22 protein-coding genes are annotated in these 24275 nt (G+C 70.4%); 10 read left to right on the top strand and 12 right to left on the bottom strand.

What is annotated here, in order from left to right; genetic code table 11:
• Nucleotides 1-2: 2 nt before the first annotated feature.
• From Q0863_RS14580 to cmk, 4 genes are all read right to left on the bottom strand, one after another.
• Nucleotides 3-272: a lipopolysaccharide assembly protein LapA domain-containing protein gene (locus tag Q0863_RS14580; protein WP_298579921.1), complete on the bottom strand. Its 270-nt coding sequence runs from the start codon at nt 270-272 to the stop codon at nt 3-5.
• A 26-nt stretch (nt 273-298) separates the two neighbouring features.
• On the bottom strand, nt 299-601 hold the full coding sequence (locus Q0863_RS14585; RefSeq protein ID WP_298579924.1) for an integration host factor subunit beta: 303 nt from the start codon (nt 599-601) through the stop codon (nt 299-301).
• A gap of 110 nt (nt 602-711) precedes the next feature.
• Nucleotides 712-2400: a 30S ribosomal protein S1 gene (rpsA, locus tag Q0863_RS14590; protein ID WP_298579927.1), complete on the bottom strand. Its 1689-nt coding sequence runs from the start codon at nt 2398-2400 to the stop codon at nt 712-714.
• A gap of 181 nt (nt 2401-2581) precedes the next feature.
• Nucleotides 2582-3265, bottom strand: coding sequence for a (d)CMP kinase (cmk, locus tag Q0863_RS14595; protein WP_298580259.1), 684 nt, complete (start codon nt 3263-3265; stop codon nt 2582-2584).
• Between the two features lie 163 nt (nt 3266-3428).
• On the opposite strand from cmk, the gene ykgO reads away from it, so the two are divergent.
• The 7 genes from ykgO (at nt 3429) to Q0863_RS14630 (ending at nt 9361) form a co-directional block, all read left to right on the top strand.
• Entirely contained in the window at nt 3429-3554 is a 126-nt protein-coding gene (ykgO, locus tag Q0863_RS14600; RefSeq protein WP_010342887.1) for a type B 50S ribosomal protein L36, read from the top strand.
• Nucleotides 3555-3763: 209 nt separating this feature from the next.
• Nucleotides 3764-4090, top strand: coding sequence for a hypothetical protein (locus Q0863_RS14605; RefSeq protein WP_298579930.1), 327 nt, complete (start codon nt 3764-3766; stop codon nt 4088-4090).
• A gap of 25 nt (nt 4091-4115) precedes the next feature.
• Entirely contained in the window at nt 4116-5150 is a 1035-nt protein-coding gene (locus Q0863_RS14610; RefSeq protein WP_298579932.1) for an agmatine deiminase family protein, read from the top strand.
• A gap of 59 nt (nt 5151-5209) precedes the next feature.
• The gene (locus Q0863_RS14615; protein ID WP_298579934.1) at nt 5210-6112 is read left to right on the top strand and encodes a carbon-nitrogen hydrolase; all 903 of its coding nucleotides are present in this window, start codon (nt 5210-5212) and stop codon (nt 6110-6112) included.
• A gap of 134 nt (nt 6113-6246) precedes the next feature.
• Nucleotides 6247-6858, top strand: coding sequence for a TetR/AcrR family transcriptional regulator (locus tag Q0863_RS14620; RefSeq protein ID WP_298579937.1), 612 nt, complete (start codon nt 6247-6249; stop codon nt 6856-6858).
• A gap of 21 nt (nt 6859-6879) precedes the next feature.
• Nucleotides 6880-7947, top strand: coding sequence for an alpha/beta fold hydrolase (locus Q0863_RS14625; RefSeq protein WP_298579939.1), 1068 nt, complete (start codon nt 6880-6882; stop codon nt 7945-7947).
• A 202-nt stretch (nt 7948-8149) separates the two neighbouring features.
• A complete protein-coding gene (locus tag Q0863_RS14630; protein ID WP_298579944.1) occupies nt 8150-9361 on the top strand; it encodes a TraB/GumN family protein in 1212 nt (403 codons plus the stop codon).
• Between the two features lie 172 nt (nt 9362-9533).
• Here Q0863_RS14630 and Q0863_RS14635 read toward each other — a convergent pair whose 3' ends face one another.
• From Q0863_RS14635 to Q0863_RS14645, 3 genes are read right to left on the bottom strand one after another with little or no spacing between them, the layout of a single operon-like run.
• On the bottom strand, nt 9534-12620 hold the full coding sequence (locus Q0863_RS14635; protein ID WP_298579947.1) for an efflux RND transporter permease subunit: 3087 nt from the start codon (nt 12618-12620) through the stop codon (nt 9534-9536).
• Nucleotides 12621-12624: 4 nt separating this feature from the next.
• Complete coding sequence (locus Q0863_RS14640) at nt 12625-16107, bottom strand: efflux RND transporter permease subunit (RefSeq protein WP_298579950.1); 3483 nt, start codon at nt 16105-16107, stop codon at nt 12625-12627.
• A complete protein-coding gene (locus tag Q0863_RS14645) occupies nt 16107-17171 on the bottom strand; it encodes an efflux RND transporter periplasmic adaptor subunit (RefSeq protein WP_298580261.1) in 1065 nt (354 codons plus the stop codon). The genes Q0863_RS14640 and Q0863_RS14645 overlap by 1 nt, the downstream gene beginning before the upstream one ends.
• 376 nt (nt 17172-17547) lie before the next feature.
• On the opposite strand from Q0863_RS14645, the gene Q0863_RS14650 reads away from it, so the two are divergent.
• Together Q0863_RS14650 and Q0863_RS14655 are read left to right on the top strand one after the other, a co-directional pair.
• A complete protein-coding gene (locus Q0863_RS14650) occupies nt 17548-18000 on the top strand; it encodes a c-type cytochrome (RefSeq protein ID WP_298579952.1) in 453 nt (150 codons plus the stop codon).
• A gap of 107 nt (nt 18001-18107) precedes the next feature.
• Complete coding sequence (locus Q0863_RS14655) at nt 18108-18431, top strand: cytochrome c (RefSeq protein ID WP_298580264.1); 324 nt, start codon at nt 18108-18110, stop codon at nt 18429-18431.
• Nucleotides 18432-18749: 318 nt separating this feature from the next.
• Here the strand turns inward: Q0863_RS14655 and Q0863_RS14660 are convergent, their stop codons facing one another.
• Nucleotides 18750-20411 carry a hypothetical protein gene (locus Q0863_RS14660; RefSeq protein WP_298579955.1) on the bottom strand — a complete coding sequence of 554 codons (1662 nt, stop codon included), beginning with the start codon at nt 20409-20411 and terminating at the stop codon, nt 18750-18752.
• Nucleotides 20412-20426: 15 nt separating this feature from the next.
• Nucleotides 20427-21020, bottom strand: a complete 594-nt coding sequence (locus Q0863_RS14665) for an NfuA family Fe-S biogenesis protein (protein WP_298579959.1) — start codon at nt 21018-21020, stop codon at nt 20427-20429.
• 126 nt (nt 21021-21146) lie between these two features.
• Between Q0863_RS14665 and Q0863_RS14670 the strand changes: the two genes are divergently transcribed.
• A complete protein-coding gene (locus Q0863_RS14670; RefSeq protein WP_298579962.1) occupies nt 21147-21488 on the top strand; it encodes a 4a-hydroxytetrahydrobiopterin dehydratase in 342 nt (113 codons plus the stop codon).
• 35 nt (nt 21489-21523) lie between these two features.
• Here Q0863_RS14670 and Q0863_RS14675 read toward each other — a convergent pair whose 3' ends face one another.
• From Q0863_RS14675 to Q0863_RS14685, 3 genes are all read right to left on the bottom strand, one after another.
• The gene (locus Q0863_RS14675) at nt 21524-22780 is read right to left on the bottom strand and encodes a glutamate-5-semialdehyde dehydrogenase (RefSeq protein WP_298579965.1); all 1257 of its coding nucleotides are present in this window, start codon (nt 22778-22780) and stop codon (nt 21524-21526) included.
• Nucleotides 22781-22881: 101 nt separating this feature from the next.
• The gene (gene proB / locus Q0863_RS14680) at nt 22882-24021 is read right to left on the bottom strand and encodes a glutamate 5-kinase (RefSeq protein WP_298579968.1); all 1140 of its coding nucleotides are present in this window, start codon (nt 24019-24021) and stop codon (nt 22882-22884) included.
• Nucleotides 24022-24025: 4 nt separating this feature from the next.
• The gene (locus Q0863_RS14685) at nt 24026-24265 is read right to left on the bottom strand and encodes a YciI family protein (RefSeq protein WP_298580267.1); all 240 of its coding nucleotides are present in this window, start codon (nt 24263-24265) and stop codon (nt 24026-24028) included.
• Nucleotides 24266-24275: the final 10 nt, after the last annotated feature.

The following is a 24275-nucleotide window of genomic DNA, read 5'->3' on the forward strand; positions in this document are numbered from 1 at the left end:
GCTCAGACTCCCGTGTCGTTAAATGGACGCGGCGCATCGTCGCGCACGCGCTTGAGTTCGAGTTCACGGCGCAATGGCGCGATCACGCCCAGCGCCAGCGCCAGTCCGCCGAGGATGGCGCCGAGCAGCACGGCCGCCAGCAGTGCCACGCCCAGGCCGGCATGCAGCACGGCGCCCCCGAGATCGAGGGCAACGCGCTGCGGATTGAGTACGCCAAGGGCGATGCCCAGGGCGATGAAGACGATTGCGGGGAAAATCCGGAGCAGTCGCATGCGCTGCGGCGCGGCGCGGACGCGCCCTACTCCTCGAGCGGCAGCGGAACCACGGCGGTGACGCGCTCGCGCAGCTCCTTGCCGGGCTTGAAATGCGGAACGTGCTTGCCGGGCAGCGCCACGGCTTCGCCCGTCTTGGGATTGCGCCCGGTACGGGGCGGACGGAAATGCAGCGAGAAGCTGCCGAAACCCCGGATCTCGATCCGCTCGCCGTTGGCGAGCGAGCCGGCCATCATCTCCAGCAGCGATTTCACTGCCAGATCGACGTCGTCGGCCTTCAGGTGCGCCTGGCGCTGGGTGAGGATCTCGATCAGTTCCGATTTGGTCATCGTCGACGCATCCGTGGACACTCGGATGGATGGCCCGGCATGCCGGGCCATCCACCTTTCAAGCCGCCCGGCCAGACGGCCGGGCGACGCGGCTGGCGCCGCAAGCCCGATTACTCGGACTTGTTCTCCAGCTGCTCGCGCAGCAGCGCGCCCAGCTTGGTGGTACCGCTGGAAGCCTCGGCCGCGACCTTGTTGTACTCGGCCAGGGTCTCGGCCGCCTCGGCCTCGTCCTTGGCGCGGATCGACAGCTGCAGCGTGCGGCTCTTGCGGTCCTGGCCGATGTACTTGGCCTCGATCGCATCGCCCACCTTGAGGTGCTGGCTGGCATCGTCGACGCGGACGTCGGCGACGTCGCGCGCGGCGACATAGCCTTCCACGCCCTCGCCCAGGTCGATGACCGCACCCTTGGCGTCGACTTCCTTCACCGTGCCGTTGACCTTGGAGCCACGCGGGTGGTTGGCCAGGAACTGGCCGTACGGATCCTGCTCGAGCTGCTTGACGCCCAGCGAGATGCGCTCGCGCTCCGGGTCGACCGCCAGCACCACCGCTTCAAGGGTGTCGCCCTTCTTGAAGTTGCGCGCGACTTCCTCGCCGGTGGAGTTCCAGCTGATGTCCGACAGGTGGATCAGGCCGTCGATGCCGCCGTCCAGGCCGATGAAGATGCCGAAGTCGGTGATCGACTTGATCTGGCCCTCGACCTTGTCGCCCTTCTTGTGGATGGCCGCGAAGGTCTCCCACGGGTTGGACGTGACCTGCTTGATGCCCAGCGAGATGCGGCGACGTTCTTCGTCGACGTCGAGCACCATGACCTCGAGCTCGTCACCGACCTGCACCACCTTGGACGGGTTGACGTTCTTGTTGGTCCAGTCCATCTCGGACACGTGCACCAGACCCTCGACGCCCGGCTCGATCTCGACGAACGCGCCGTAGTCGGTGACGTTGGAGACCTTGCCGAACACGCGGGTGTTGGACGGGTAGCGGCGGGCGATGTTGTCCCACGGATCCTCGCCCAGCTGCTTGAGGCCGAGGCTGACGCGGTTGCGCTCGCGGTCGTACTTGAGCACGCGGACGTCGAGCTCCTGGCCCACTTCCACGACTTCGGACGGATGGCGCACGCGCTTCCAGGCCATGTCGGTGATGTGCAGCAGGCCGTCGATGCCGCCGAGGTCGACGAACGCGCCGTAGTCGGTGAGGTTCTTGACCACGCCCTTGAGCACGGCGCCCTCGACCAGCTTCTCCATCAGCGCCTCGCGCTCCTCGGAGTGCTCGCTCTCGACGACGGCGCGGCGCGACACGACCACGTTGTTGCGCTTGCGGTCGAGCTTGATGAGCTTGAACTCCAGCTCCTTGCCCTCGAGGTACACCGGGTCGCGGACCGGGCGCACGTCGACCAGCGAGCCCGGCAGGAATGCGCGGACGTCCTTGATGTCGACGGTGAAACCGCCCTTCACCTTGCCGCTGATGCGGCCGACGATGGTTTCGTTCTTCTCGAGCGCTTCTTCCAGCTCGTCCCACACCATGGCGCGCTTGGCCTTCTCGCGCGACAGCACGGTTTCGCCGAAGCCGTTCTCGAGCGAGTCGAGGGCGACCTTGACGACGTCGCCCTCGGCGACGTCGATCTCGCCGGCTTCGTTACGGAACTGCTCGATCGGCACGATGCCTTCGGACTTGAGGCCGGCGTTGATGACGACCACGTCGGTGCGCACCTGGACCACGGTGCCGGTGACGATGGCGCCCGGCTTGAGCTTGGCCAGGTGCGACTGGCTGGCTTCGAACAGTTCTGCGAATGATTCGGTCATTTGGAAATACCCGGTTGATGACTCAGACCGCATGCCCGGTGGGGCGTGGCGGTCCACCCGTTTGTCGGCCTGCGCGGGATTGCGTGGGGCCGTGAGTGTGATGGTGGATGGAACCGTGCGGGACATTCCGCACGGCGTTCTTGCCTGCCGGCGCGACCACGCCGGCGCCCCCGCTACCGGTCTATCGACCGGCCCCGGGGGCGACCAGCGCCAGCACGCGCCCGACCACCGCGTCGATGCCAAGGCCTGTGGTGTCGATGCGGACGGCGTCGTCGGCCGGCCGCAGCGGCGCCACCGTGCGACTGGCGTCACGGGCGTCGCGCGCGAGGATCTCGCGCAGCAGACCGGCCATTGTGACCGAAACCCCCTTGTCCTTCAACTGTTTATAGCGCCTCTCCGCGCGCTCGTCGGCGCTGGCGGTCAGGAACACCTTGTATGGGGCGTCCGGGAAGATGACCGTGCCCATGTCGCGACCGTCGGCGACCAGGCCCGGCGGCTGGCGGAACGCGCGCTGGCGATCCTTGAGCGCGGTGCGTACCTCGGGGATGGCGGCGATCGCCGACGCCGCGGCCCCTGCGGTCTCGGTGCGCAGGTCGTCGGTGGCATCATGGCCGTTGACCAGCACCCGCAGCTCGTCGCCGGCCGCCTCGTGGAAATCCACCCGGGTGTCGAACGCGCAGCGCACCAGGGCGCCGGCATCGTCCAGGTCGATCCCGGCCCAGCCCGCGGCCACCCCGACCGCCCGGTACAGGGCGCCGGAATCGAGGTAGTGCCAGCCCAGCTGGCGCGCGACCAGCCGGCTGATCGTGCCCTTGCCGGACCCGGACGGGCCATCGATGGTGAGGACGGGAGCGGTATCGGGCATGGTCGACGGCTGCTGTGGTGGGTCCACGATTATCCTGCAGCGCGGCCTGCTCCGCCCCGTCCGCACGCCGGCTCGGACTCGTGCGGGCAAGCGCTTGAATCGGCACGGGAATCGCCGCTATAATGCGCGGCTTACTTTTTCAACCCCGTTTTCGAGGTTTCCCATGAAGGTCCTGTCCTCCCTGAAGTCGGCGAAGGCCCGTCACCGCGACTGCAAGGTCGTTCGTCGCCGTGGCAAGGTCTTCGTGATCTGCAAGTCGAACCCGCGTTTCAAGGCGCGCCAGCGCTGATTCGCGCGACCTGCCGGCCACTGGCCGGGCGGGTCGGCCATGCAGGCAGCAAGAGGCCGCAGCGATGCGGCCTTTTTGCGTACCCGCGCGGCAGGACGCGGCTTGCGGTTCCGGCCGGCAACGCGCCCGGGCGCACGGCGCGGCGCGCACGAATCTGTTAAAACGCCGGTGCCCACACACCCACCGGCCCGCGCCAGAGGATCCCGACCATGCGCCTGACTTCCTGCCTCGTCCTGTCCGCTCTGCTCTGCGTCGCGGGCGGCGCCTCCGCCGACACCCTGCTGGTCGACCGCGCGCAGCACAAGGCGCACGTCGCGCTGCCCGAGCGTGGCCTCAGCAGCGCGCAGGTGCAGGCCCGCTACGGCGCGCCCAGCGAACGCCTGGATCCGCGCGGCGGCCAAAAGCGCCAGTGGCCGACCATCAACCGCTGGGTATACCCGCAGTTCACCGTGTATTTCGAACGCGACCGCGTGATCGACGCGGTACTCAACCAGGCCACCGCCAGCGAAACCGGCCCCAGGCCCGCGATCCGCTGAACGCAACGAGACAGTCCGCCCGAAGATGACCCAGCCGTCAGCGCGATTCCCCGCGGAGTGGGAACCCCAGTCCGCCGTGCTGATCGCGTGGCCGAACGCCGACACCGACTGGGCCGACCGGCTCGGCGAGGTGGAGGACACCTACATCGCCCTGGTCGCGGCCATCACCCGCTTCGAGCCCGCGATCGTGTGCGTGGCCGACGCCGACGTGGAGGCCTATGCGCGCGCACGGCTGTCCTCGGCGCGCGTGGACATGGGCCGGGTGCGCTTCGTCGAAGTGCCCTACGACGACACCTGGCTGCGCGATTCCGGCCCGATCGCCCTGCGCGAGGACGGCGGTTTCCGCCTGCTGGATTTCCGCTTCACCGGCTGGGGCGGCAAGTTCGACGCTGCCCAGGACGACCTGCTGGTCGAGCGCCTGCACGGCATGGGGATCTTCTCGAACAGTTCCCGCCAATCCATTGATTTTGCACTGGAAGGCGGCGCCATCGAGACCGACGGTGCCGGCACCCTGCTGAGCACCTGGACCTGCCTGGGCGAACGCCATCCCGGCGCTACCCGCGAGCAGCTGGGTGCGCGCCTGGCCGACTGGCTGGCGCAGGACCGGGTGCTGTGGCTGGAGCATGGCCAGCTGGAAGGCGACGACACCGACGCCCACGTGGACACCCTCGCCCGCTTCGCTGCGCCGGACGCCATCGTCTACCAGGCCTGCGACGATCCGGCCGACAGCCACTACGCCGGGTTGCAGGCCATGGCCGCCGAACTCGCCGCGCTGCGCACCGCCGAGGGCCAGCCCTACCGGCTGTTCGCGCTGCCCTGGCCGGAGCCGGTGCTGGACGCAGGCCGCCGGCTGGCGGCCTCCTACGCCAACTTCCTGATCGTCAACGGCGCGGTGCTGATGCCGGCGTACGGCGACCTTGCCGATCCCGCGGCGGCGGCCGTGCTCCAGCAGGCCTTTCCCGACCGGGAGATCGTGCAGGTGCCCTGCCGTCCGCTGATCTGGCAGAACGGCAGCCTGCATTGCGTGACCATGCAGTTGCCGGCCGGACTGGTCGCCTGATCCATCCTGCGGCCGCGGCGTTGCCGCAGCGGACACGGGCCCGGCCCTACAATGTGCCGATGAACAAGCGCACTCTTCCCGTTGCCCTGATCCAGGAAAAGAACCACGGCGACGCCGACGCCAACCTGTCGGTGATCGCCGAGCGCGTGGCCGACGCCGCGCGGCAGGGCGCCAGGCTCGTGCTGCTGCAGGAACTGCACAACGGCTGCTATTTCTGCCAGCACGAATCGGTCGCCGAATTCGACCTGGCCGAGCCGATCCCGGGGCCAAGCACCGAGCGCCTGGGCGCGCTCGCCAGGCAGCACGGCGTGGTGCTGGTGTCGTCGCTGTTCGAGCGCCGCGCCGCCGGCCTGTACCACAACACCGCAGTGGTATTCGAGAAGGACGGCAGCATCGCGGGCAAGTACCGCAAGATGCACATCCCCGACGATCCGGGCTTCTACGAGAAGTTCTACTTCACCCCGGGCGACCTGGGCTTCGCGCCGATCGATACCTCGGTCGGCCGGCTCGGCGTGCTGGTGTGCTGGGACCAGTGGTACCCGGAAGCCGCGCGACTGATGGCGCTGGCCGGCGCGGAACTGCTGCTCTATCCCACCGCGATCGGCTGGGACCCCAGCGACGGGCAGGCCGAGAAGAACCGCCAGCGCGACGCCTGGGTGCTGAGCCATCGCGGCCATGCGGTCGCCAATGGCCTGCCGGTGCTCTCGTGCAACCGGGTCGGACACGAGCCCTCCCCGCTTGCGGCCGAAGGTCCCGTCGGCGCCGGCGGCATCGACTTCTGGGGCAACAGCCACGTGCTGGGTCCGCAAGGCGAGTTCATCGCCGAAGCCGGCACTGCGCCAAGCGTGCTGATGGCCGAGGTCGACCTGCAGCGCAGCGAACACGTGCGCCGGATCTGGCCGTTCCTGCGCGACCGCCGCATCGACGCCTACGAGGGACTGCTCAGGCGCTACATCGACTGAGGCGGCGCCTGGCGTGAGCGACCGCATCCCGTGCAGCCGCGATCCGACACGCCGCCCGGATTCCTGCCCGGGGCCGGGAGCGATGCCGGACGCCCCCACTTGATTGATACGAACGGTCGTGCTTTTATTGCGCCGTGCGTACCGCGGCCGCCTCCAGCAAGGGTGCCAGCACGCGCGAGGCGATCCTCGCGCGGTCGTACGCGCTGGCCTGCGTCCATGGGCTCGAGGGCCTCACCATCGGCACGGTCGCCGAGCAGGTCGGCATGTCCAAGAGCGGGGTGTTCGCCCATTTCGGTTCGCGCGAGGAACTGCAGCTGGCCACGCTCGACCTGGGCGGCGAACGGTTCGTCCAGTCCGTGCTGGTGCCCTCGCTGAAAGAGCAGCGTGGACTGGCGCGGTTGCGCGCCATCTTCGCCAACTGGGCCGAATGGGTGCGGCATGAAGACGATGGTGGCTGCCTGTTCCTGGCGGCCGCCGCCGAGTACGACGACCGTCCGGGTGCGGTCCGCGACCGTCTGCTGCGGCAGGAAGCCGAATGGCGCGACCAGCTGGCGCTCGCGGTGCGGCTGGCGATGGACAGCGGCGAACTGGATGCCGCGACCGAACCGGAGCAGTTCGCCTTCGAGATGTACGCGCTGGCGCTCGTGATCCACCACCACGCCGGGCTGACCGGCTACACCGATGCCCGTGCCCGCGGCGTCCGCAGTTTCGAGCGGCTGATCCGCAGCTACGCGCCCTCCCCCTGACCCGCCTCGCGAGGTTCCCGCATGGATATGCCGCGCTCCGGAAATAGCACGATCGTTCGTGCCGACAATGACCCACCGGACCCGATTGCCGTCATCGACAGCCACGCCGTCCCGGACGTTCCCTCCGCTCCGCCTGCCGAAGCCGCCTGGATCTCCCGCGACTGGCGCTACGCCGTCCTGCGCAGGACGATGATGGCGCTTTCGCGGCTGTCGCCGACGACGGCGGTCGACGTGTTCGACCGCGTCTGGTTCACCCCGCCCAGGACGCGTCCGGGGATCGAGGGCGCGCGCTGGCTGGCGCGCGGGCAACCAATGGCCCTCCGGCTGCATGGTCAGGACCTGCGCGCCTGGTCCTGGGGCGACGGACCCACGGTGCTGCTGGTGCACGGCTGGGGCGGCAACGCGGGGCAGATGCATGCGCTGGCCGGCACGCTGCTGGAGCGCGGGCTGCGCGTGGTCGGCTTCGACGCGCCCGCGCATGGTGCGTCCGGCCCGAGCCGCATGGGCGGGCGTCGCGTGAGCATGATCGAGATCGCCGACGCGCTGCGGGTCGTGGCGGCGGCGGCCGGTCCACTGGCGGGCCTGGTCGCCCACTCCGGCGGCTGCACGGCGACCGCACTCGCGCTGCGCGAGGGCTGGACCGGACCGGAGAGGATGGCCTTCGTCGCGCCATTCGCCCTGCCCTCGATGGCGATCGAGCCCTTCGGTCGCGCCATCGGCGCCAGCGCACCGGTGACGGCCAGGTTCCGGGATCGGGTCGAGCGCCGGTTCGGGCGGCCCTGGACCGGGTTCGACATCCCGCCCCTGCCCGGCCTGCGCGACCTGCCGCCGCTGCTGCTGGTGCACGACCGCGAAGATCGCGAAGTGCCCTGGTTCCACGGCCAGGCGGTGGCGCAGGCCTGGCCCGGTGCGCGGCTGCTCGCCACGCGCGGCCTTGGCCATCGCCGCGTCCTGCGCGATGCGGCGGTGCTGTCGCAGTTGGCCGGATTCCTCGCACAGGAATCCGCGGCGAGCCCGCGCGCCACGCCGGCCATGGCGCGGGCCGAACTCGACCAGGCGTTCGTATCCTCCGGTATCGCCCACGATTGACGTCGATCGGCCCGGCCGTCGCGCGAAGGAATTCGAACCGGTACGACGACGACAGGCGCGCCGATCCGCCGGGCGCCGACTCCGCATCCGGTGCGCTTTTCCCGTCACCCGCGAAGCTCTACCCTTGTCGTCTTCCGAAGCCCGACGGCGCCGCAATGCGCCGTCGTGTCGAAGCCCCTTTCGTCCATCCACGGACCCGTCCTTGAACGAAATTGCCGACACGGCCGCCGACTGGCGGTCGCAACCCCATGCCGTCGTCGAACGCGACGGCGTGCGCTACACCCTCCTCGGCACCGCCCATGTCTCGCGCGCCAGCGTGGACGCGGTGCGCGATGCGGTCGCCAGCGGCGATTTCGACGCGGTCGCGGTCGAGCTCGACGAACAGCGCCTGGCCGCGGTCACCGATCCCGACGCGCTGGCCCGGCTGGACCTGGTCAAGGTGTTGCGCGAAGGCAAGACGCCGCTGTTCGCCGCCAATCTCGCGCTGGCCAGCTACCAGCGGCGCCTGGCCGAGCAGCTGGGCATCGAGCCCGGCGCGGAGCTGAAGGCGGCGGTCGAGGACGCGCGCGCGCGCGGGCTGCCGATGCACCTGATCGACCGCGACGTCGGCCTGACATTCCGGCGCGCCCTGCAGAGCCTGGGCTGGTGGCAGCGGACGAAGCTCGGTGGCGGCCTCGTTGCGGGCCTGATCATCGACGAGGAGGTCGCCGAACACGACATCGAGAAGCTCAAGCAGGGCGACATGCTGCAGGCCAGCTTCAGCGAATTCGCCGAGCAGACCCCGGAACTGTACGAGGCGCTGATCGCCGAACGCGACCGCTACATGGCCGCGCGCCTGCGCGAGACCGCGGGCGCGGCGCGCGACGTGCTGGCGGTGGTGGGGGCGGGCCACCTCGAGGGACTGGCCCGGCACCTGCGCGAGGAGGACGCCACGCCGGGATCGGTCACCGCTTCGCTGGAGACGGTCAAGCCGAAATCGAAGCTGCCGGTCATGGAGCTGTTCATCGCCGCGTTCCTGCTCGGTGGCTTCGCCTGGGGCTTCGCCAGTGGCGGTCTCGACGTCGGCGCCGACCTGCTGCTGTACTGGGTGCTGTGGACCGGCGGCCTGGGCGCGCTGGGCTGCCTGGTTGCCGGTGGACACCCCTTGAGCATCCTCGGCGCGTTCGTGTCCTCGCCGTTCACGCCCCTGCATCCGGCGCTGGCCTCGGGCACGGTCAGCGCGTTGATCGAGGCCGGGGTGCGCAAGCCGACCTATGCCGATTTCATGGCGCTGCGGGAGGACGTGAACACGGTGCGCGGCTGGTGGCGCAATCGCGTGGCGCGCGTGCTGGTCAATTTCTTCCTCACTTCGCTGGGCACGGCGATCGGCGTGTGGACCGGCGGCGCGAGGATGCTGGCCCGGCTGTTCGGCTGAGCCGGACGCGCGGACCCGCGCCGGGAACGACGCTCAGAACAAGGTGGACGCACCGTTGGCGGCGTTGTGCGCCACTGCTCCGCCTTCGGCGATGTGCGCCGGGGCGGACACAGCGGCAGCGGGCGCCGACAGCCGGTCCGGTGGCGCCATCGCGCCGCCCGGACCGGCCGGATCAAGTTCCGGGCGACGCCGCGGGGACGGCTTCACCGGATCCGCGTGCCCTGTCGCCGCGCGCGCGCCGCACCAGCCGCGACGTGCCGTTGCGCAGGTCGTCGAGCAGCGCGTAGATCGTCGGCAGGAACAACAGGCTGACCACGGTCGAGAACGCCAGGCCACCGGCGATCGCCCGGGCCATCGGGTGGTAGGGCGGCATGCCTTCGGCGGTGTCGGTGTTGAGCGCGATCGGGATCATTGCCAGGATCGCCGTGCCCATGGTCATCATGATCGGACGCAGCCGCTCGCGGCTGCCTTCCACCAGCGCATCGGTACGGGGCATGCCGCGCCGCCGCAGGTTGTTGATGTGCTCGATCATGACGATGCCGTTGTTCACCACGACGCCCATCAGCACCAGGATGCCGATCACGGCCATGATGTTCATTTCGGTGCCGGTGATCCAGAACAGCCAGTACACCCCGAAGATCGAGAACAGCACGCAGGACATGATCGCCGTCGGGAACAGCAGCGATTCGAACACCGCGGCCATGATCACCAGCATCAGCACCAGCGCGATCATGATCGCCTGCACCATCTGCTGCATGCCGTCGAAGTTGATGTTGAAGCCCATGCCGGTGAAGGTGTAGCCGTAACCGGGCGGGAACTGCATCCCGTCGAGCGCCGTTTCGATGGCCTTGCGCGCGTCCTCCATCGACACGTCCTTCGCCAGCCCGGCCTCGATCCGCAGCATGGTCTGGCGGTTCATGCGCTGGATCGCCGTCGAGGCGGGATTGACCGACACGTCGACCATCGCCAGCAGCGGCACTTCGGTGCCCCCGGGCGCGCGCACCATGAAGGTGGCCAGGTCTTCGAAGCCGTAGCTCTCGGAGCCCGCGAAGCGCACATTGACCGGGATCTCGACATCGCCCCGATGGAAATCGCGCAGCGAGGAGCCGCGCAGCGCCATGCCGACGAACTGCGCCACTTCCTGCGCGCTGAAGCCGTAGGCCGCCGCCCGCTCGCGATCCACGCGCACCGACAGCTCGGTATTGGCGTCGCCCGTATCGACCCGCACGTCGCGCAGCGCAGGGTTGCGGTTGAGCATCGGCACGATGTCGTCGGCCAGTTCCTCGAGCGCCTGGGTCGAATCCCCGACCAGGCTGAAGCGGATCCCCTGCCCTTCGCTGCCCATGCCGCCGGGCCAGCCGATGCCGGTGGTCGCCCGCGCGGACTTCGGCAGGCCTTCGCGCACCTGTTCCTCGATCTGCTTGGTCAGTTCGCGATCGTTGATGTCCAGGAACAGGCGCGTGAACGCCCAGCCCTGTTCGCTGTAGCGGCTGTAGACCTTGTCGATGTGGAAGCGTTCGCGGTTGGCGTTGACGAAGTCCTCGACGCGCGCCACCTCGCGCCCCATTTCCTCCTTGGAGTAGGCGCCCTTCCACTGGTAGTAGATGTTGATCGAGCTGTCGTCGCCGTCGTCGCCGCCGCCCTTGGTGTTCATCATCGGGTAGGCGCTGACCAGCGAGATGGCAAGGATGCCGGCGACGCTCCAGCCCCGGTGCTCGAGCGTCCAGCGCAGCAGCCGCGCATAGCGTCGCTGCATGCCGTTGATGAAGGGCGACTTCAGCGCCGGCGGGGTCTTCATGCGCGCCGAGAGCATCGGGATCAGGCTCACCGCCACCAGCCACGAGGCCAGCAGCGAAACCGAGATGGTCACCGCCAGCTGCGAGAGGTAGATGGTGATGATGTTGTTCTCGCCGAACAGCATCGGCAGGAACACCACGCAGTGGCACAGCGTGCCGGCCGACAGTGCGATGGCGACGTGGCGGGTACCGATGATCGAGGCCAGCGCCGGCTTGTCGGGGTATTTCTCCCGCTCCTGGTAGATGCTTTCGACCACCACCACGGCATTGTCCACCAGCATGCCCACGGCCAGCAGCAGGCCCATCATCGAGATGATGTTGAGCGAGATCCCGGCGAAGTACATGAAGCCCAGGGTCATGATGAAGCAGATCGGGATGGCGGTGGTCACCATCAGCGTCGAAGGCCAGTGCCGCAGGAAGGCGTACAGCACGATCACCGACAGCGCCAGGCCGATGGCGCCGGCCTCGGCCAGGGCCAGCAGCGAGCCGGTGACCGCCTCGCCCTGGTCGTCGACGACCTCGATGCCGACCCCACGCATCGCCGGATCGCCCTCGAGCGCCGCGACCTCGGCACGGACCGCGCGCGAGAGGTCGACCAGGTTGGCGGCGCGTTCCTTGTACACGTCCACTGCGACGCTCGGCTTGCCCTCGAGCTGGCGCACGTAGTTCATGCGCTGCGGCTGCAGGCTGACGTCGGCGACATCGGACAGGCGCGTGCCGCGGTCGCCGACCGGCAAGTTGCGCAATGCCTGCAGTTCCTGCAGCTCGCCGCGCGGCTGCACGCGCAGGCGCTGGCCGTCCTGGGTGATCTGCCCCGCGGAGACCGAGAAGTTCGCCGCCTGCAGGCGCTGCACCAGTTCGTTGAGCGCCACGCCATGCGCGCTCAGCCGGTCCTTGTCGAGCGCGACCAGCACCTCCTGGCGGGCCACGCCCTCCACCTCCACGCGCGCCACCCCAGGCAGCCGCTCCAGGCGCTGCTTCACGCTGCGCTCGATCAGGTCGGCGCGTGCGGTCAGGTCCTCGTCGCTGGTCAGGCGCAGGCTCATCGCCTCGCGATCGCTGGTGCTCCAGCGCTGCACGTAATAGCGGCGGAAATCGTCCGGCAGCTGGTCGCGCACCGCGTCGATCCGCTCGCGCGCCTCGGAGGCGGCGATGGCGATGTCGCGGTTCCAGTCGCTGAACTCGACCTGGATCTGGCCGCCCTCGGAATTGGCGCGCGAGTTCATCGACTTGATGCCCGCCATCGTCGCCAGCGCTTCCTCCACCGGCCGTACGATGTTGCGCTCGACCTCTTCCGGGGTGGAGCCCGGGTACGGCAGCGAGACGAAGAAGAACGGGATCGTCGCCTCCGGCTCGGCCTCCAGCGGCAGCCGGAACGAGGCGATCAGGCCGATCGCCACCATCGAGACGAACAGCATGATGGTGGTGACGGGGCGGCGGATGGACAGCTCGGTGATGTTCATCGGCTCAGCTCCGCGTGCCCGGACCGTCCAGCGCGTCCTGCTCGTGCGCCAGCACCTGCGCGACCTGGCTGGCGGTGGCCTGCGCGCGGCGGCCGCGCTCGGCGTAGTACTCGTCCGGCTTGCGGTCGAGCAGGTCGTACACCACCGGAATCACCAGCAGGGTGAGCAGGGTCGAGACCAGCAGGCCGCCAATCACGGTGACCGCCATCGGCGAGCGGACCTCGGCGCCTTCGCCGAACGCCAGCGCCAGCGGCATGAAGCCGAACACGGCGGTGAGCATGGTCATCATGATCGGGCGCAGGCGCGAGCGCGCGCCCTCCACCAGCGCATCGCGCTTGGCCATGCCGGCCTCGCGCAGCTGGTTGACCTTGTCCACCAGGATGATCGCGTTCTTGACCACCAGGCCGACCAGCAGGATCAGGCCGATGAACACCACCACCGAGATCGGCGAACGGGTCAGCAGCAGCGCGGCGATCGCGCCGACCAGCGCCAGCGGGATGGTGAACAGGATCACGAACGGATGCAGCAGCGATTCGAACTGCGAGGCCATCACCAGGTAGACCAGGAACACCGCCAGGCCGAAGGCGAACAGCAGCGAGCGCACCGACTCGCCCAGCTCCTCGCCCTGCCCGCCGATGCGCATGTCGACCTCGGCACCCAGCGGGTTGGCGGCCACCATCTGCTGCACTTCGGTGATCGCCGCGCCCAGGTCGATGTCGCGCAGGTTGGCCGACACCAGCGCCACGCGGCGCTGGTCGGCACGGTGGATCTCGCTCGGCCCGGTCGTCGACACCACGTCGGCCACCGATCCCAGCTCGACCGGCGCGCCCGAGCCGGGATTGACGATCAGCCGGCGGATGTCGTCCACCGACGAGCGTTCGGACTCGCGCACGCGCACCAGCACGTCGATCTTGCGGTCGCGGAAGCTGTAGCGCGTGGCCACGTTGCCGCGCACCTTGTTGACCACCGAGTCGGCGATCTGACGTGTGGTCAGGCCGAGCGCCGCGGCACGATCGTGGTCGAACACGATCTGGATCTCCGGGTAACCCTGCTCCACCGTCGACTTCACGTCGGCGTAGTGCGGGTTCTCGCGCAGCATCCCGGCCAGGCGCACGCCGGCGACGCGGATCGCCTCCAGGTCGCTGCCTTCGATCTCGATCTCCAGCGGCGGCGAGAGCGCGAACAGCTCGGGCCGGGCGAAGTCGACCTGTGCGGCCGGGTATCCGGCCATGGTCTCGCGCAGGCGGTCGGTCAGCGCCTGCTCGCGCGAGGTGTCGTCCATCACCACCGACAGCTTGCCGATGTTCTCGCCGCTCTCGGTCGGGCTCGCGTCCAGGCGCGTGCCGGTGCCCGAGACGCCGTACAGCAGGCGCACGCCCTCCTCGCCGGCATGCTTGCGCTGCACCTCGCGGATCAGCGCGTCGGTCTGCGCCAGCGGCGTGCCCGGGGGCAGCTTGGCGGTCATCTCGAACCGGTCCTGGGCCAGCTGCGGAATCAGGTCCATGCCCATGAACGGCAGCACCGCCAGGGTCAGCGCGAAGGCGAGTACCGAGCCGGCCAGCACCGGCAACGGGCGCACCAGCGCGCGCGGCAGCAGCCGCAGGTATGCCGCTTCGGCGCGGTTGTAGGGCGCCATCGCGATGTCGCTGGCCTTGCCCATCACCGGCGAGACCACCGCCACCAGCCCGCGCCACAGCCGCACCACCAGCCAGAGCGCGCCGAAGGCCAGTCCGCGCAGGGACGCGCCAATGCCGCGTCCGGTCGCCGCCACCGGCTTCTTCCAGCGGCTGTCCGGCCGCCACTGCGCATGCGGCGGCTCTTCCGGGAACGCCATCGGCGCGCGGCCCTTGAGCGAGCTCAGCATCGGGATCAGGGTCATCGACACCAGCAGCGAGACCGCGATGGCGATCGACACCGTCAGCGCCTGGTCGCGGAACAGCTGGCCGGCGATGCCCTCGACGAACACCAGCGGCAGGAACACCGCGATGGTGGTGAGCGTGGACGCCACCACCGCCATGAACACCTCGCGCGTGCCGGAGATGGCCGCCTCGAGGATGCCCATGCCACGCTCGCGCGCCTTGGCCACCGATTCGAGCACCACGATCGAGTCGTCCACCACCAGGCCGGTGGCGAGCGCCAGGCCGCCGAGCGACATCAGGTTCAGGCTCAGCCCGAGCTGGCCCATGAAGAAGAAGGTGGCGATGATCGAGATCGGCAGCGACAGCGAGATGACGAAGGTGCTCCAGCCGTCGCGCAGGAACAGGAAGATGATCAGCACCGCCAGCAGGCCGCCCAGCACCGCGTCGAACTTGAGGTCGCTGATCGCGTGGCGGATGAAGACCGACTGGTCCTCGACCACGGTCAGCTCGATGTCGGCCGGCAGGTCCTCGCGCACCTGCTTGAGCCTGGCCTCCAGCGCATCGGCGGTGGACACGGTGTTGGCGTCGCCTTCCTTGTAGACCGCCAGTTCGACCGCCTCGTTGCCGGCGGCGCGGATCACCGCCTCGCGCTCGCTGTAGCCCTGGCGCACCACGGCCACGTCCTTCAGCCGCACCGGCGACGCGCCGCCGCCACCGCCCGCATCGCTGCGCAGCGCGGCGATCACGTTGGGATCGCGGCTGCCCAGGATCGCGGTCATCAGCTGCGGGTTCTCGCCCGACGAGGTTCCGGCGGAGGCGCCGCCCCCGGCCGGGTTGAGCAGCATCTCGCCCATCTGCTCGACGGTCGCGAACTGGTTGACCGTGCGCACGAGGTAGCGCTGCGAGCCTTCCTCGAGGCGGCCGCCGGACAGGTTCACGTTCTCCTGCTGCAGGCGCTGGATCACCGTATCGAGCGGAATGCCCAGCTGCGCGAGCCGGCGCTGGTCGATGTCGACCTGGATCTCGTCCTCGAGGCCGCCGCCCACCTTGACCGCGGCCACGCCGGCCACGGGTTCGAGCTTGCGCTTGAGGTCGTCGTCGGCATAGCGGCGCAGCTCCATCAGCCGGCGCACCGCTTCGGCCTCGCCGCCCGTGTCCTGCTTCGAGGACAGGGCCAGGCGCATGATCGGCTGCGTGGACGGGTTGAAGCGCAGCAGCACCGGCGGCTTGGCTTCCAGCGGCAGCTGCAGGGTTTCCATCTTGTCGCGCACGTCCAGGCCGGCCTGCTCCATGTCCGTGCCCCAGGCGAACTCGAGCACCACGTCACTCTGCCCGGTGCGCGAGATCGACTTGAGCTTGCGCAGGCCCTTGACCACGCCCAGCGCTTCCTCGGCCGGCTGCGAGATCAGGGTCTCGACCTCGGTCGGCGCGGCGCCCTCGTAATCGGTGCGCACGGTCAGCGTGGGATAGCTCAGGTCCGGCAGCAGTTCGACCTTCAGCCCGCCCAGCGAGATCAGGCCGAACAGCACCAGGGTCAGCGTCATCATCGCGACGGTGACGCGTCGCCGGGTGGAGAACTCGACGACGTCGAAGCCGCCGGCGCCCGGCGGCACATCGTGCGGCGCCATCATTCGGCGGCCTGCTTCGCCGCGTCGCCGGAGTCGGCCTTGACGTCGGTCTTGGCCACGGCCTGCTCACCCAGCACCTGCACCGCCGTGCCCTCGCGCAGCGCCGCCTTGCCGGCGACCACCACCGCCTCGCCCTCGGCCAGGCCCTTGCGCACCTCGACCCAGCCGCCGTCGGAATAGCCCAGCTCCAGCGGCACGCGTGAGGCCTTGCCTTCGCGCACCGCGTACACGGCCGGCTCGCCGCCGTCTTCCAGCAGGGCGCGGCGCGGCACCACGAGCGCGTCCTCGCGCTGGTCGTAGCGGATCGCAAGGCGGCTGAACATGCCCGCCTGCAGCTCGCCGTCGCCCTCGAAGCCGGCCACGACGCGGAACGTGCCGCTGCCGGTGTCGACCACCGGCGCCACGCGGTCCACCGTGCCGGTGAAGCGGCGGCCAGGCAGCGCGTCCACGGTTAGTTCGACCGTCTGGCCGGCGCGCAGCTTGGTGATCTCGCGCTCGGGCACGTTGAGCGTGGCCTCGAGCCGCGCGGTGTCGACGATGCGGAAGATCGGCGAGTTGATCTGCACGAAGTTGCCCGGCTTGATGTCACGCGAGGCGATCACCCCCGAGATCGGCGCGACCACGTTCGCGTACGACAGTTCGAGGTTGGCCAGCCGGTTCACCGCGCGTGCGTTCTCCAGGTCGTAGCGCAGCTGGTCGAGGTCGTTGGCGCTGACCATCTGCTGCGCCTCCAGCTGCTGGGCGCGCTTGAAGTTGGCCTCGAGCTTGCGCATCTGCGCGGAGCTCTGCGCGGCCTGCAGGCGCGCGCGGTCGGGATCGAGGCGCACCAGCACCTGGCCAGCGCGGACGGTCTGGCCTTCCTCGACCAGGACCTCCAGCGCCACGCCCGAGGTCTTGGCGACCACCTGCGATTCGGCGCGCGGCTCGAGCGTGGCGGTGTTGCCGTAGCTGGCGGCGATGGCACGGCGGGAGACCTTCTCCACCTCCACCGGGATCGCGTCGGGCCCCTTGTCCTCGTCCTGTTTCGCCTGCGCGTCGCCGCCGCCTCCGCAGCCGGCGAGCATCAGGCAGGCGGACAGCGCGGCAGTCGCAAGCACGGGGCGAAACCCCGGAAACACGTGGTTCGTGGACATGGACGTAACTGGACCCCTATGGTGTTGTAGCAAGGTATATCACCCGGCTGGCGGGCGACATCCGCCGAAGGTCATGGTGACTCCCGGCAGCAGGACACGTTCGACGCTTGCAGGGATGCGGAAGTGACCGAGGTGGTTGCACGCGGCGTGCGCATCGTACGGGGTCGGACGGGGTTGCCCACGGCGTCCGCAGTCGGCGACGCGTTAACAGCCCGTGGAGCGCAAGCTATACTGCGGCGATTGCGCGACGGCCAGGCCGTCGCCATCGGTCCACCCAGCCATCAGCCACAGGATTGCGGAACACTCCATGACGCGACCGTTGACGATCGCCGCCAGCCTCGCCGCCGTGCTCGTGCTGGCCTCGCTGCCGCACAGCGCCCAGGCGCAGGAAGCCACCCCGAACACCGAGCAGGCCGCCCCGGCCGAAGCCCAAGCCGTCCCGGCCGAGGCGTCCGCCGCCCCGGCGCAGCCGGCGGCACCGGCCGCCGCCACCCAGGCCGCGCTGGCCGGCAACGCCGACAACGGCCGCCAGCTGACCTACACCTGCGTGGGCTGCCACGGCATCGTCGGATACCGCAACGTGTACCCGACCTACCACGTGCCCAAGATCGGCGGGCAGTCGGCGGTCTATCTCACCAATGCGTTGACCGAGTACCGGAGGGGCACCCGCAAGCATCCGACCATGGAGGCGCAGGCGCAGAGTTTTTCCGACCAGGACATCGCCGACATCGCCGCCTTCCTGTCGGAGCTGAAGCCATGAGTCTTGCGCGTTTCACCGGCCGCGCCGGCCGCATCACCCTGCCTGCCCTGTTCGCGCTCGCGCTGGTCGCCTGCGGCGGCGGCGGCGAGGCCACCCACGGCAGCCAGATGTCCTCCTCGGCCGGCCTGCCCGAAGGCCGCATCGCCGAAGGCGAGGCCCAGGCCAACGTCAAGGGCCAGGCCACGGGCCAGTCGTGCATCGACTGCCACGGCGCCGACGGCAACCAGCCGCTGGACGAGACCTATCCGAAGCTGGGCGGCCAGTACTACGACTACATCGAGCACGCGCTGGTGCAGTACCGCGACGGCCGCCGCGAGCATGCGCTGATGTCGCAGCAGGCGGCCACGCTGGACGACCAGCAGATCGCGGACCTGGCGGCCTATTTCGCTTCGCGGCCCTCGCAGCTGCGCGACCTGCACGGCGCGCACTGAGCGCACCGTCCAGCGACTGGAGAAGCCCGCCGCGTGCGGGCTTTTTCATGCCCGCATCGTGCAGGCGCGTCCGGCTTCATTGCCGGTCGGCACCCTGCTCGCTGCGGCCACGCCGTCCCGCGGACCTCATTGCCCGCGCCCGTTTTCCGGGGGCGTCACGCCTTGGTCGGAGGGAACGCCGGGTTCGGCACGCATCGTCAGGGGCGGGGATGCAGCGAGTGCTCGCGCTCCCGCCGGGCACTCCCGGCTCCGGAGCTTTGCTGCGGAAAGCCATGACCCGCGAAACGCGCCAGACCTGCGCCGCCACCGACTTCCGCCTCAGCCGCCCGGCGGCGGCCGCAGGCTCTCCTGGTCCTGCTGCAGCTCCGGCTTGAACGGCACGTCGGGCGGCTTGCGCGCCTCGGCCTCGACGTCGAGCATGTTCGGATCGGAGATGCCGCAGGCGCCCCCGAGCATCAGCATCGCCACCGAGCACTTGATGCGCTTGCCGGTCCCGGGGATCGGGATCAGCACTTCCTTGATGCTGCGCCGGACCCACTCCTCCAGCAGGTTCTCGTGCGGCACCCAGAAGCGGTCGAACGCGGTCGGCTCGTAGCCGATCGGCGGCCGCTTGAGCCAGGTGCCCATGCGATCGATCTTCTCGTAGTCCTCGGTGATCGTGCCCGGCGGCAGACCGCCGCCGACCGCGCCGGTATTGCCCGCCAGGCGCGGGCTGCCGTCCGCATTGAACAGGCCGGAGGGACTGCCGGCCTGGCCGCCCGGCACGTTGCGGTCCGAATCGCCCCAGTCGTCGCCGCGGCGCGGCGACGGCAGCGCCCCGGGCGGGGCTCGGGGCGTAGCGCCCGAACCCGAGGTCGACGCGGTGGCCGACGCGCCCTGCCCGGCCTCGCGCTCCCCGCCGGCATTCGCACTGCCCGCGGCCACCTGCCCGCTTGCGGCCGGAGGACCCTCGGCGCTGCCGCGTTCGGGCGTCGCCTGCGCGCTGCCGGTGCCCTGCGCCGGGGCGCGCAGTTCGATCTCGCGCTGGGCCACGGCGGGCCCGTCGCGCCGCAGCTCCGGCGCGGACGGCACCGGCCGCGGCGCACGCAGCGCGACCTCGGGCAGCGGCGCCGCCACGGCGCGCTCGACGATCTCGACCTCGGGCTGGCGCACGTCGGGCACGTTGATCTCGCGGCGCGGCAGCGGCTGCACTTGCGGCGGCGGTACCGCCAGCGGCACCTCGACCACGTGCAGTTCCGGCGTCGGCGCGGTCAGTTCCGGCGTGGCGATGGCCGGCACCGGCGGCGCGTCGATGCGCGGCGGCGCCAGCACGAACTCCGAATCGGGCTGCGCGGTTTCGGTGACCTCCAGCCGCTGGTCGGCGACCGGCGGCGGCACCTCCTCGGGCGGCGTTTCGAGTTCAGCGATCGACGGCGGCGGCGGCGGGGCCGCGGCCTGTGGCGCGCTCGCGGCCGGCGCCGGCGAGGCCGCGGCAGGGGCGGCCGCGACCTGCGGCACCGGCTCCTCGGCCAGTTGCGCGCCGCCGCCCTCGTCCTGCGGAGTACCCTCGCCGATGAATTCGACCTGGGTGATGTTCTCGCCCAGACGCGCGGCCTCTTCTTCGCCCGGCGAGGTCGCGACCATCAGCAGGACCATCAGCTGCAGCCACAGCACGTGCAGCAGCAGCGACATCGACATGGCGGCAACGCGCGTGCGGCGGTCCGGCGACGGTTGCTCGCGCCAGTCGTAGCGCCACAGCCGGACGAACGCCTGCCAGCCGTTGAGTCGCCGGTAGCCGGTCGCGTACACCGGCTGGCGCGCCAGCATCACCGCGAGCACCGCGGCGACCGCGCGCGCCGAGCGACGCGGACGCGCCGGATCCTCGGCGAACCACTCGTCCCATCCCGGCGGGAACTCCCCGGCCGGCCGCGGCGGCCGGATCGAACGTCCCTTGCGCAGCCGGCGCTGGATCGCCTCGAGCAGTTCGCTGGACGAGAACACCCCGCGCGCGTTCCGTCAGCCCGCGCCGCGCGGCATGTACGGGGCCGTGCCCGTCTCGTGGTCGGTGGCGTCGCGCACCGCGGTCACGCCCGGCACCTTCTCCATCAGGGTGCGCTCGATGCCGTTCTTGAGCGTGACGTCCACCATCCCGCAGCCATGGCAGCCGCCGCCGAAGCGCAGCACCACCGCGCCATCGGCGGTGACTTCCTGCAGTTCGACGTGGCCGCGATGCGAGGCCAGCTGCGGATTGATCTCCGACTCGATCAGCCAGCGCACCTGCTCGACCATCGAGGCCGATTCCGGCGGCGCCTGGCCCTTGATTTTGGGGGCGCGGATCTGCAGCTGGCCGCCGGTGGCGCGCGCTTCGTAATCGATGCGCGCGCCATCGAGGAACGGCGCACTGCCCGCGTCGAGCCACAGCGTGAAGCCTTCGCAGTCGATCGCCCATTCGTCGCCGTGCAGATCGCCGGGTTCGGCGAACTCCAGCTGCACGTCGGCCTTGGGCGTGCCCGCATGCACAGCGGCCAGCCGCACGCCGAGGCCGGGCAGCGCCTCGCGCTCGATCAGCTTGCGGAAGTGCGTCTGAGCGGTATCGGTAATCTCGATCATGGGTCCTGTCCGTCTTTGCACGTATTCTAGGCCAGCCCCGCGCCCTGCCCGTCCACCGCGCCGCGGATCGGGCCTTGTGAACAAGGTTCGTTCATTCCCGCGCCGCCCCGCACCGGAGATCCCGCCATGTCGGACCTCGTCCCGCTCGTCCAGGCCCACTGTATCCCGCGCCGCGGCGCCGGCCACCGCCTCGGCGAGGCCCGCCTGCGCGAGCTGCTGCCGCAGGTGCCCGGCTGGGAACTGGCCGAAGACGGCCGTGCGCTGACCCGTACCTACCGCTTCGAGGACTACTACCGCACCATGGCCTTCGTGAACGCGCTGGCCCACGTGGCCCATCGCGAGGACCACCATCCGGACCTGGGCGTGCATTACGACCGCTGCGTGGTGCGGTTCTCCACCCACGACGTGGGCGGCCTGAGCGAGAACGACTTCATCTGCGCCGCCAAGACCGACGCCCTGGCGCCGTAACCGGCCGGCCACAGGGCCGCGCCGACGCGCGTGGCTCAGCCGTGGATGTTGCGGGTCTGGCCGTCGCCGCGGACCACGAAGCGCTCGATGGTGAGCGCCTCCAGGCCCATCGGGCCGTAGGCGTGCAGGCGCGTGGTGGAGATGCCGATTTCCGCGCCCAGGCCGAGTTCGCCGCCGTCGCTGAAGCGCGAGGAGGCGTTGACCATCACCACCGCCGAGCGCAGCCCTTCGACGAAGCGCCGCGCCCGGTCCTCGTCGCCGGTGGCGATCACCTCGGTGTGGTCGGAGCCGTGGCGACGGATGTGGGCGATGGCCGCGTCGATGGACTCGACCACGCGCAGGTTGATCGCCAGGTCGAGGTGTTCGGTATCGAAATCGGCCTCCTCGGCCGGCGCGATGCCGTCGTCGATGGCGCGCACGCCGGCGTCGCCGCACAGGGCCACGCCGTGCCCGCGCAGCGCCTCCACCGCACGCGGCAGGAAGCTGCCGGCGACCGCGGCATGCACCAGCAGGGTCTCGATGGCGTTGCACGCGCTGGGACGCGAGACCTTGCCGTCGACCAGCAGGCGCAGCGCGAGGTCCTGGTCGGCCGCGGCATCCACGTAGAGATGGCACACGCCCTTGTAGTGCTTGATCACCGGCACCCGCGCGTGCTCGGCGACGAAGCGGATCAGTCCTTCGCCGCCGCGCGGGATGGCGAGGTCGACGATGTCGTTGAGCTGCAGCAGCTCGATCATGGTCTCGCGCCGCAGGTCCTGGACCAGGGTCAGCGCGGCGGCGGGCACGCCGGCCGTTTCCAGTGCGCGGTGCAGGCTTGCGGCGATCGCGGTGTTGGAGCCGATGGCCTCGCTGCCACCGCGCAGGATCACGCCGTTGCCCGCCTTCATGCACAGCGCCGCGGCGTCGGCGGTCACGTTGGGGCGGGCCTCGTAGATCATCGCCACCACGCCCAGCGGCATGCGTACGCGCTCGACGCGGATGCCGTTGGGTCGCGATTCGCGCCGCGTCGTCTGCCCGACCGGATCGGGCAGCCCGGCGACCTCGCGCAGCGCGGAGGCGATCGCAGCCACCCGCGAAGGGTCCAGCCGCAGGCGATCGAGCATCGCGGCGCCGACGCCTTTGGCCGCGGCGGCGTGCAGGTCCTGCGCGTTGGCCGCGAGGATCGCGTCGCGATCGGCTTCCAGCGCATCGGCCATCGCCCGCAGCATCGCGTCCTTGGCCGCGGTCGGCAGCGCGGCGAGCACCTGCGCGGCGTCACGGCACTGGAGGGCGAGCTGGCGGATGTCGGTCATTGCGCTGCGGCTGTCGTTGCGGAAGAAGGCGAAGTGCGCGATCGACGATGTTAATGCAGTGGCCGCGCGTCGGGCGCGACGGTTGCCGTCGCAACGGTGCGCTACACCAGCATCAGGTCGTCGCGATGGATGACGGTGCCGCCATAGCTGTAGCCCAGCACCGCTTCGATCTCGCGCGAGTGGCGGCGAGCGATGCGGCGGATGTCGGCGGCCGAGTACTGGCTCACGCCGCGTGCCACGCGCTGGATGCCGGCTTCCTCGCGCAGCAGCACCTCGACCATGTCGCCGCGGCGGAACTCGCCTTCGGCGGCCAGCACGCCGCCCGGCAGCAGCGAGGCGCCCTTCTCCACCAGGGCGTTGGCCGCGCCGGCGTCGATGTAGATGCCGCCGGGTTCGGCCGGCGCGTTCTGCAGCCAGTGCTTGCGCACCGCCACGCGGCTGCGCAGGGCGTGGATGCGGGTGCCGCGAAGGCTGTCGCGGGCCAATCCCTCGAGCACGTCGGCGCGGGTGCCGTTGAACAGTACGGTGGAGACCCCTGCCGCGGAGGCGCGCTGCGCGGCCTCGAGCTTGGTGCGCATGCCGCCGGTCCCGACCGCGCTGCCCGATCCGCCAGCCGCGGCGAGCAGCGCGGGCGTGAGCTGCGAGACCACCTCCACCGGATTGGCGTCCGGATGGCGGCGCGGATCGGCGTCGTACAGCCCGTCGATGTCGGTGGCGATGAACAGTACGTCGGCATCGACCAGTGCCGCGACGATCGCGGCCAGGTTGTCGTTGTCGCCCAGCTTGAGCTCGTCCACCGAGACGGTGTCGTTCTCGTTCACCACCGGCACGGCGCGGTGGCGCAGCAGCGCCGAGAGCGTGGCGCGTGCGTTGAGGTAGCGGCGGCGGTTGCGCAGGTCGTCGTGGGTGAGCAGCACCTGCGCGACCTGGCGGTCCAGCAGCCCCTGCCAGAACCCGATCAGGCGGGCCTGCCCCAGCGCGGCCAGCGCCTGGCGCTCGGCCATTTCGGCACCATCGTGCGGCTGCTCGCGCATGATCGCGCGTCCGGCCGCGACCGCGCCCGAGGACACCACCACCACCTGCCTGCCAGCGCCATGACAGGTGTTGACGAAGCCGGCGATCGCCTGGGCGTAGCCGGTCGACAGGCCGCCGCCGTTCGCGGCCAGCAGGCTGCTGCCGACCTTCAGCACCGCGCGCCGCCACGGCGGCAGGCGCTGTTCGGAGAATGCGGACGGACTCACGGGGTCAGCGCGCCAGCCACTCGTGGACCGTGATGTCCGAGGCGCCGTGTACCGCCAGCGGGTCGCGCGCGACGATCGCCTCGGCTTCCTCCAGGCTGGCGATGCCGCGCAGCAGGTAGGCGCCGCCGCGGCGGTCGGCGAAACCGCCGCTGAGTTCGAGCAGGCCCTGCGCGCGCAGCGCGTCGAGGAAGGCGGCATGCGGTGCGATCAGGGCCTCGTCGAAGCCGGGGCGGCGCATCAGCATGACCAGGTAG

The sequence above is a fragment of the uncultured Luteimonas sp. genome (assembly GCF_947492465.1).
In the GTDB taxonomy this organism is placed as follows: domain Bacteria; phylum Pseudomonadota; class Gammaproteobacteria; order Xanthomonadales; family Xanthomonadaceae; genus Luteimonas.

Bases quoted from the DNA above. Each gene is read 5' to 3' on its own strand.
- Q0863_RS14615 (WP_298579934.1), top strand. From the start codon at position 5,210: ATGAACAAGCGCACTCTTCCCGTTGCCCTGATCCAGGAAAAGAACCAC.
- rpsA (WP_298579927.1), bottom strand. From the start codon at position 2,400: ATGACCGAATCATTCGCAGAACTGTTCGAAGCCAGCCAGTCGCACCTG.
- Q0863_RS14685 (WP_298580267.1), bottom strand. From the start codon at position 24,265: ATGCTGATGCGCCGCCCCGGCTTCGACGAGGCCCTGATCGCACCGCAT.
- Q0863_RS14665 (WP_298579959.1), bottom strand. From the start codon at position 21,020: ATGATCGAGATTACCGATACCGCTCAGACGCACTTCCGCAAGCTGATC.
- Q0863_RS14610 (WP_298579932.1), top strand. From the start codon at position 4,116: ATGACCCAGCCGTCAGCGCGATTCCCCGCGGAGTGGGAACCCCAGTCC.
- Q0863_RS14585 (WP_298579924.1), bottom strand. From the start codon at position 601: ATGACCAAATCGGAACTGATCGAGATCCTCACCCAGCGCCAGGCGCAC.
- Q0863_RS14675 (WP_298579965.1), bottom strand. From the start codon at position 22,780: ATGACCGACATCCGCCAGCTCGCCCTCCAGTGCCGTGACGCCGCGCAG.
- Q0863_RS14625 (WP_298579939.1), top strand. From the start codon at position 6,880: ATGGATATGCCGCGCTCCGGAAATAGCACGATCGTTCGTGCCGACAAT.
- cmk (WP_298580259.1), bottom strand. From the start codon at position 3,265: ATGCCCGATACCGCTCCCGTCCTCACCATCGATGGCCCGTCCGGGTCC.
- Q0863_RS14580 (WP_298579921.1), bottom strand. From the start codon at position 272: ATGCGACTGCTCCGGATTTTCCCCGCAATCGTCTTCATCGCCCTGGGC.
- Q0863_RS14650 (WP_298579952.1), top strand. From the start codon at position 17,548: ATGACGCGACCGTTGACGATCGCCGCCAGCCTCGCCGCCGTGCTCGTG.
- Q0863_RS14645 (WP_298580261.1), bottom strand. From the start codon at position 17,171: ATGCTCGCCGGCTGCGGAGGCGGCGGCGACGCGCAGGCGAAACAGGAC.
- Q0863_RS14670 (WP_298579962.1), top strand. From the start codon at position 21,147: ATGTCGGACCTCGTCCCGCTCGTCCAGGCCCACTGTATCCCGCGCCGC.
- Q0863_RS14640 (WP_298579950.1), bottom strand. From the start codon at position 16,107: ATGGCGCCGCACGATGTGCCGCCGGGCGCCGGCGGCTTCGACGTCGTC.
- Q0863_RS14655 (WP_298580264.1), top strand. From the start codon at position 18,108: ATGTCCTCCTCGGCCGGCCTGCCCGAAGGCCGCATCGCCGAAGGCGAG.
- ykgO (WP_010342887.1), top strand. From the start codon at position 3,429: ATGAAGGTCCTGTCCTCCCTGAAGTCGGCGAAGGCCCGTCACCGCGAC.
- Q0863_RS14605 (WP_298579930.1), top strand. From the start codon at position 3,764: ATGCGCCTGACTTCCTGCCTCGTCCTGTCCGCTCTGCTCTGCGTCGCG.
- Q0863_RS14635 (WP_298579947.1), bottom strand. From the start codon at position 12,620: ATGAACATCACCGAGCTGTCCATCCGCCGCCCCGTCACCACCATCATG.